The organism is Microcystis sp. (assembly GCF_048564745.1).
In the GTDB taxonomy this organism is placed as follows: Bacteria; Cyanobacteriota; Cyanobacteriia; order Cyanobacteriales; family Microcystaceae; genus Microcystis; species Microcystis ichthyoblabe_A.
In genome coordinates, this window is sequence record NZ_JBLZRT010000018.1 from 21,423 (window position 1) to 27,422 (window position 6,000).

The 6,000-nt window shown below is 43.9% G+C and carries 6 protein-coding genes and 1 pseudogene; 4 read left to right on the plus strand and 3 right to left on the minus strand.

The window, feature by feature from the left end:
• Window positions 1-42 precede the first annotated feature (42 nt).
• Window positions 43-681: a DUF2834 domain-containing protein gene (locus ACOCD9_RS03180; protein ID WP_103111894.1), complete on the minus strand. Its 639-nt coding sequence runs from the start codon at window positions 679-681 to the stop codon at window positions 43-45.
• A gap of 481 nt (window positions 682-1,162) precedes the next feature.
• Entirely contained in the window at window positions 1,163-1,855 is a 693-nt protein-coding gene (locus tag ACOCD9_RS03185) for a Crp/Fnr family transcriptional regulator (RefSeq protein ID WP_287703200.1), read from the minus strand.
• Between the two features lie 474 nt (window positions 1,856-2,329).
• On the opposite strand from ACOCD9_RS03185, the gene ACOCD9_RS03190 reads away from it, so the two are divergent.
• Together ACOCD9_RS03190 and ACOCD9_RS03195 are read left to right on the plus strand one after the other, a co-directional pair.
• Window positions 2,330-2,518, plus strand: coding sequence for a hypothetical protein (locus ACOCD9_RS03190; RefSeq protein ID WP_002752772.1), 189 nt, complete (start codon window positions 2,330-2,332; stop codon window positions 2,516-2,518).
• A complete protein-coding gene (locus ACOCD9_RS03195; RefSeq protein ID WP_002737690.1) occupies window positions 2,503-2,799 on the plus strand; it encodes a type II toxin-antitoxin system RelE/ParE family toxin in 297 nt (98 codons plus the stop codon). The genes ACOCD9_RS03190 and ACOCD9_RS03195 overlap by 16 nt, the downstream gene beginning before the upstream one ends.
• 229 nt (window positions 2,800-3,028) lie before the next feature.
• Here ACOCD9_RS03195 and ACOCD9_RS03200 read toward each other — a convergent pair whose 3' ends face one another.
• Complete coding sequence (locus ACOCD9_RS03200) at window positions 3,029-4,480, minus strand: GTP-binding protein (RefSeq protein WP_419546348.1); 1,452 nt, start codon at window positions 4,478-4,480, stop codon at window positions 3,029-3,031.
• 157 nt (window positions 4,481-4,637) lie between these two features.
• On the opposite strand from ACOCD9_RS03200, the gene ACOCD9_RS03205 reads away from it, so the two are divergent.
• Together ACOCD9_RS03205 and ACOCD9_RS03210 are read left to right on the plus strand one after the other, a co-directional pair.
• Complete coding sequence (locus tag ACOCD9_RS03205; RefSeq protein WP_287703204.1) at window positions 4,638-5,546, plus strand: transglutaminase family protein; 909 nt, start codon at window positions 4,638-4,640, stop codon at window positions 5,544-5,546.
• Window positions 5,547-5,888: 342 nt separating this feature from the next.
• Window positions 5,889-6,000 (plus strand): annotated as a pseudogene (locus tag ACOCD9_RS03210) (Uma2 family endonuclease); the annotation flags it as partial.

The following is a 6,000-nucleotide window of genomic DNA, read 5'->3' on the forward strand; positions in this document are numbered from 1 at the left end:
TCTTGTCAAGAAATAGTTAAGTTTGCTCAAGACAATTTACCCTTAATTCTCCCCTAAGCGAGGACGAATAATTAAATAAATTGCCGGACCGATTAGAGGCAAAAGGGAAATTACCGGCAACAGGAAAGGATTTTTTAATCCCCGTCGGGTTAGATCATCTTGCAGCAAAATTGGACATAATAGGGTTAAAAGACAGAAATCTAAACTCATAACATGAATAAAACGGCTAGTTTGCCACTGATGCCAAAAATCAGACCAATTGCCGTTAATTAATCCGTAAGCGATTAAAATTGCCGCAGTAATTAGGGCAATTACTCCTAACCAAGGTGAGTCTAAAAGTTTAATGACCAGATTTTTTTTACCAGTAAAATTGCTGTTAGGTTGACGGAGAGTTAGATAGGGTAAAATAGCGAAAGCACCCACGGCAAAGGAGGCAAAAGTAAAGGGCCAAGCGATGATTTTTTGGTCACGACCATCGATAATTAAAAGGCTAGTGTAGATAAGTGGCCAAACTCCCATCAGGTTAAAAAGAGCGATAATTAACGGGTTGATATTTTGCCATTTCCCAGTGGAAAGATCGATAATTAAATTTATTGTATCTGGTTGATCGGGTGGTGCTAGTAAAAAAGCGTATAATCCGAAGCCTAACCAAAGTAACCCGAGAATAATTTTTGTTAACATGGGAGTAGATAATTAGGTTAATTGAGTAATGGGGGTTTCAGCAGATATTTTACTAGAAAAGTGATCAAAAGATCAAGGGATATTACCTAATCAATGATCGCTAAGTAGGTAGGCGTTAAAAATTATCAGATGCCCCCCTTATTAAGGGGAGATCCCCCCGCCTATCGGCACCCCCCTTATCAAGGGGGCTATCCCTTATAGGGATCTTTCTTAACAATTTTTGCAGTAAGCACTCCAACCCTTATCCTGACTTGATTTCAGTTTTTTCTTTGTCAGTAAGGGTGTCAACAAGGAATATTACAAATTGTTAACCGAGTCTTGAAAGCCTTGTGCCACAAAGGTTTGAAATGTTAAGAAAGATGTGACTAAAGGACAGCTTAATAAGGGGGGTATCTGATGATTTTTAACGCCTACCTACTTAACTTTTGGATAGGATGCACAGTTAGCATTCATAGCGTGAGTCAGCAACACCGCAGAAAAATTAATTCTGACTCAAAAATAAACTGGGCAATCCGATCAGATTATCCTGCTTAAAAAAGATCGAATTTTGTTGTCGCAATTTACCGATTAATCTTGTTACTGTTACTCTGGTAGTGCCGATGGCGCTGGCAATTTGAGCGTGAGTTAGGGGATAGGGGAGATAATAGCCTTCTACACAGGGTTGACCGTATTCTTCCAATAATAAAACCAAGAACCCCATTAATCGATCGAGGGAGCGTTTTTGACCGAGAATACTCAACCAAAATAACTTACGCTGGTATTGATGGCGAAAAGTTTCCATAACAGCCGATCGCAATTGCGGCCATTTTTCTAGGTCTTCCCAGTATAACCAGACTAACTCGGTTCCGTCTAGATGAGCTTGGGCTTGTAATTGAAAGGGAAATTGAGAAACAATCTCAAAAGGTTGACCTGCACCCACAAAACCGAGAAATACTTCCTCACTATCGGCAATAGGTAGTTGACGGGGAAATTTTTGGTCGATAACGTTAACTTGTGCCTTACCAACAATACGAATCGCCCCAGATTCAACAAAGTATAATAGCCCGGGGCGCGTGGCTACTTTTTCATCTTTGGCAAAGGTATGATTACGATAATGGGATTTTGCCCAGTTAAAGATTTCTGTTTCTTGACCGATTAAGGGTATAAAATCCGACGAAGGAACCGAAGAAGACATTAAAATTAATAACCCATTGGGGCGTTGAGGGAACTGTAAACTAATGTAACAAAAAATTGCTGCGATTGGGGGGGGTCTTGTGGCCGCTCGATGCTTATTGGTCAATAATCCCTAAAAGTTGCGGGGATTGAGCAGATAGGAGAATTATTAAGTATTCTTAACAGAATACCCGCCCCAATGTTACAAAAGCGAGATAATCACCTTATCTATTCTTAACTTTTTCTCGCTTTTCTGGGGACTATGGCATAAGATAGGATGCGTGACTATTAGTTTTCTATCTATGATATAGCGTTTCTCTTAAAGATGAAGTATAAAGAAATTTGGCATTATCTCTTGGCGACCGGCTACTGTTAACCGTTCCCTGTTCCCTAAAACCAGATACTTCGTACCTCACTATTAAGATAACTGCTATAGATTATAGTTGATAGATAATTTAAATTTATACTTTTCCTTAAAAACTTCGGTCAAACTTGTATGAATAGCATTAGACAAAAAGTGGAATCCCTCTTGAATCAATTACCAGATGATTGTTCAATTGAAGATATTCAGTATCATTTATACGTTCTGGAGAAGGTGCGTCAAAGTTTGAGCGCTGCTTCTCTAGAGAATACAATCCCCCAAGAAGAAGTTGAGGGTCTTTTAAACAAATGGCTGATCGAGTGAATTATCGCCTTGTCTGGTCGCCCAAAGCAATTGAAGACGTGGATGCGATCGCATCTTATATTAGTCGAGATTCCCCGTCCTACGCGGCGGCCGTCGTGCGTCGAATTCTTGATATAAGCTATTCTTTAGAAAATTGTCCCCTAGAAGCGAAAAAATGCGCCGAATTTAGTGATGATACCATCCGAGAAAAGTCTGCCTATGCCTACCGTCTGATCTATCAAATTCAAGGGGCGGTAGTTATTATAGCGGCGATCGTCCATAGTAAGCATTTCTTGGATTGATCTAGTCAGTGATCAGTTATCAGTGATCAGTTATCAGTGATCAGTGGTCAGATTTGAATTTTCAGTTCACAAGGGCCGAATCTAAAACCAAATTTGTTGAGCTAAAAGCTTTAATCTACTCAGTTTCTAGCCTTCTTTTTAGGTAGGAGAATTGCCAGATTCTTTCTGGGAGCCTATTGCCTATTGCCTGTTGCCTCTTGCCTTCAGTTGACTGATTACTGATTACTGTTTACTGATCACTGAAAAGTCCCCCACCCCCCAATTTTGAGCCTAATTCCCGCTTAATCCGGTTGAGAATCGAGGTTTCATCGAGGGAATCGAGAATACTGGCTACCACTGCCTTCGGGCCATCGGGTCCCCAGGTGGCCCCATTAGCGAGATAGGTTTTCGTCACTTGGCCGATCGCATAACAGGATACACCGGCAACTCCCGCTTGAGTCAGGGCGATCGAAGTATAGGGAAGGAGAGAAATGCCGCCAGTGGCAGGAATCGAGAGGCCAAGCAGTCCTTTGAGGGAACTTAAGCCCAAAACCGCTAAAAATTCGCTGGCACTAATACCCCCCATATTGAGGGCAATTTTTTGTAAAAGAGCGATCGCCCCCCGACGAGTTAAATCGATGCCGTATAAGCGAGAAAGAGCGAGAATCATGGCCAGATCGATAACTGCTCCCGTAAACAGATCCAACACCGTCACCGGATTGAGAGCGATCGCCGATGCTTTGATCATCACTGCTTTTTGAATCAATTGATTAGCCCCGCGATCGCGGATAGCCATTTTGCGGGCGACAATTTGCTCGTTTACCTCGTCCGCATACAGCATAGAATTGAGTGCCACGAGCGATTTACCCTCTCGCTCTAGAATTTCCAAAATTTTGAGTTTCAGGGCTTCTATCTGGGGTTTTCCCCGAAATCGTTGCGTTTTTAGCCGCCCATCCTGCCCCTTGACGGTCTCCGCCAAGAGGGGAGAGGCTGCCACCATAACAATCTCATCGGGGGAGAGTAATTCTTTCACCCGTTCTGAGGCGATTTTCTCATAGATAGCGAGGCGATCGACTTCCGGATACTGATCGATTTTATTAAAGACCAAAATCATCGGTTTTCCCGCTTCCCGCAACTTGGCCAGGGCGGAAAATTCCACTTTGGTCATATCACCGGAGATGATAAAAAGGATTAAATCCACCTGCTGCGCCACCTGACAGGCGAGAATTTCCCTCGTTTGCCCATCTACCTCATCAATACCGGGAGTATCAAGCAATTGCACCTGAGCATTACCCTGGCCGTTCAGGGTCAGACGCGCTAGATTGGGGAAAGTATCATCGCTGCTTAACTGCCAATTTACCCCTTTAATGGTGCGGGTAACTCCGTGTAGAGGACCGGTTGTAAAGATTTCTTGACCGACCAGAGCATTTAAAATCGAGGATTTTCCCCGGCCCACCAGGCCAAAAGCGGCAATTTGAATCAGGGATCGATCGAGTTTTTCCAGCAGGGCTACTAGGCGATCGATCTCCGCTTCTAGACCAATTTTCTCGATCGAGGTAAGATCCAGACGATCAACAAGTTTGCTCAGAGAATTGCGTGCCTGATTGTAGTTGAGTTCTTCTTGAATAGTGCCGACACCTCGAAGCGCTTGTTCTAGGTCTTCGGTATTCCAAGCTTGATCGAGGAACGGGTCAGAGGTCATTTCAGTTATCAGTTATCAGTTATCAGTGATTAAGTGGGTGGGTGTTAAAAATTGTCAGATACCCCCCTTATCAAGGGGGGATTAAGGGGGGATCAAGGGGGGATTAAGGGGGGATTTATCTTCAATTATAACCAGCTTATTATTAAGGATAATCAGGATGAGTGTCATCTACGACTTGGAACACATCACCAGCTATCATTATCGTAAACCGGTAACTTTTGGGGAACATCGGGCGATTTTTTTGCCTAGTGCCGGTCACGGTGAAAGAATTATCAGTTATTCTGTAGAAGCGAATATTGCCGCCAAAACGCGCTGGACTATGGATACTCTATCTAACAACGTGGTAGGGCTTGAATTCACTGAAGCAGCGTCAGAATTAATCGTTACCTGTCGATTACGGGCGGAACATTTTGGCTTAAAAGCGATCGCTGATTTTCCCCTCGATCAACGGGCGATCGAAATTCCCATCCAGTACACCCCCGATGAATGGTCAGATCTAGTGGTGTTTATGCGTCCCCACGCTGAGGATGCCGACGGCAGCCTGGCAGCTTGGGCCAAAAGTTTTGTAGCGGGGGATCAAGATGATACCCTCGATGTCATGGCAAGAATGATGGCGGCTATCAAAGATAATTTTACCTACCAATCCAGGGAGAGTGAAGGAACTCAATCCCCCGGAGAAACCCTGCGGCTAAAGTCGGGAACTTGTCGCGATTATGCTTGGTTGATGATCGAAGCTTTGCGAAGATTGGGTTTAGCCTGTCGTTTTGTCAGTGGCTATCTCTACGATGCTGCCCTCGACGGTGGTGAAGTGGGAATGACTGGCTCTGGTGCTACCCATGCTTGGTTACAGGTTTATCTACCGGGGGCCGGTTGGCGTAATTATGATCCGACTAATCAAATTACCGCCGGCTTTGATTTAATTCGAGTGGCGATCGCTCGTCATCCCAGCCAAATTATACCTCTTTCCGGTTCTTGGTTTGGTGATGCCGATGACTATTTGTCTATGGATGTTAAAGTGACCATTCGCAAGCTGGGGACGCTGCCAGATTTTGATCCCAGGGAATAGGTTGAATTTCGGGTTTTTCCTTTTTAGGATTATTGTTACTGGGGAGCTTTCTACTGTCTTGGACTTCCTTAATAATGAGCGAATTAAGTCCCGCCGCTGCTAGAGAAATTGAACGTTGAAGTTAAAGCCATCGCCTGAGTTTTTCCTATCTGCATTTGGCAGAATTTAGGGCGCGTTAGACGGCGACAATCTCTACTTAAACTTGAATCTGACAATCCGTCGTAACGCACCACACCTATCATTAATTTATTTGGTGCGTTAGCGATAGCGTAACGCACCCTACTATTACTACTGACTCATAGCTGTTATAATCAGATAACTCTCCCAGCCAGGGGAAAAACTATGACAACTCTCGACATTTTACCAGAAGTTACCTGTCCCCCCACCGATTTATGGAGTGATGAACCACCCTTGGAAAGTGATTTACACCTGCAACAGATCATAATTCTTCTCA

Excerpts from the sequence above, each read along its gene's own strand:
- ACOCD9_RS03180 (WP_103111894.1), bottom strand. The coding sequence starts at position 681 with ATGTTAACAAAAATTATTCTCGGGTTACTTTGGTTAGGCTTCGGATTA.
- ACOCD9_RS03185 (WP_287703200.1), bottom strand. The coding sequence starts at position 1,855 with ATGTCTTCTTCGGTTCCTTCGTCGGATTTTATACCCTTAATCGGTCAA.
- ACOCD9_RS03190 (WP_002752772.1), top strand. The coding sequence starts at position 2,330 with ATGAATAGCATTAGACAAAAAGTGGAATCCCTCTTGAATCAATTACCA.
- ACOCD9_RS03195 (WP_002737690.1), top strand. The coding sequence starts at position 2,503 with ATGGCTGATCGAGTGAATTATCGCCTTGTCTGGTCGCCCAAAGCAATT.
- ACOCD9_RS03200 (WP_419546348.1), bottom strand. The coding sequence starts at position 4,480 with ATGACCTCTGACCCGTTCCTCGATCAAGCTTGGAATACCGAAGACCTA.
- ACOCD9_RS03205 (WP_287703204.1), top strand. The coding sequence starts at position 4,638 with ATGAGTGTCATCTACGACTTGGAACACATCACCAGCTATCATTATCGT.